Raw genomic sequence first — 415 nt, 5'->3', positions numbered from 1 at the left:
ATCCTTGCGGGGGTGGGACGACGAATTTAAAAAGAATTCTGTCCCACTCCCTTTCCTACGATTAGTCAAGTACTTATCATTAAAATAAGCATTACTTAACTAAACCGTTCAATTTGAATTTTTTGAATAAGGTGTTAAACTATATTTGATTATATATTTGGCTAATGAGGGGCCATTTGATAATCGTACATTTTCTGGTTCGTTACTAGAAAATGAATCGTTTTTAATAATCGATTTATACATGCGATGACGGCAGTCTTATGAGGTTTCTCATTAGGCTGCTTTCTTAGTTTGTAATAATAATCGACAATATGATTATCATAATGATGTTGTCCCCTTATAATATTCATAACCACCCAAAATAAAAGTCTTCTCGCTTTTTTATTACCACGTTTATTGATTGTATCTCTACTGT

At 32.3% G+C, this 415-nt stretch carries 1 pseudogene; it reads right to left on the bottom strand.

Going from position 1 to position 415, the window contains the following annotated elements:
• Positions 1-161 precede the first annotated feature (161 nt).
• Positions 162-415, bottom strand: a pseudogene (locus tag KA858_RS11895) (IS110 family transposase); the annotation flags it as partial.

This window comes from Staphylococcus sp. GDX8P80P, from assembly GCF_017893095.1.
Classification (GTDB): domain Bacteria; phylum Bacillota; class Bacilli; order Staphylococcales; family Staphylococcaceae; genus Staphylococcus; species Staphylococcus borealis.
Note: the sequence above shows the minus strand (reverse complement) of the source record. Positions and strands in the feature narration are given on the sequence as shown.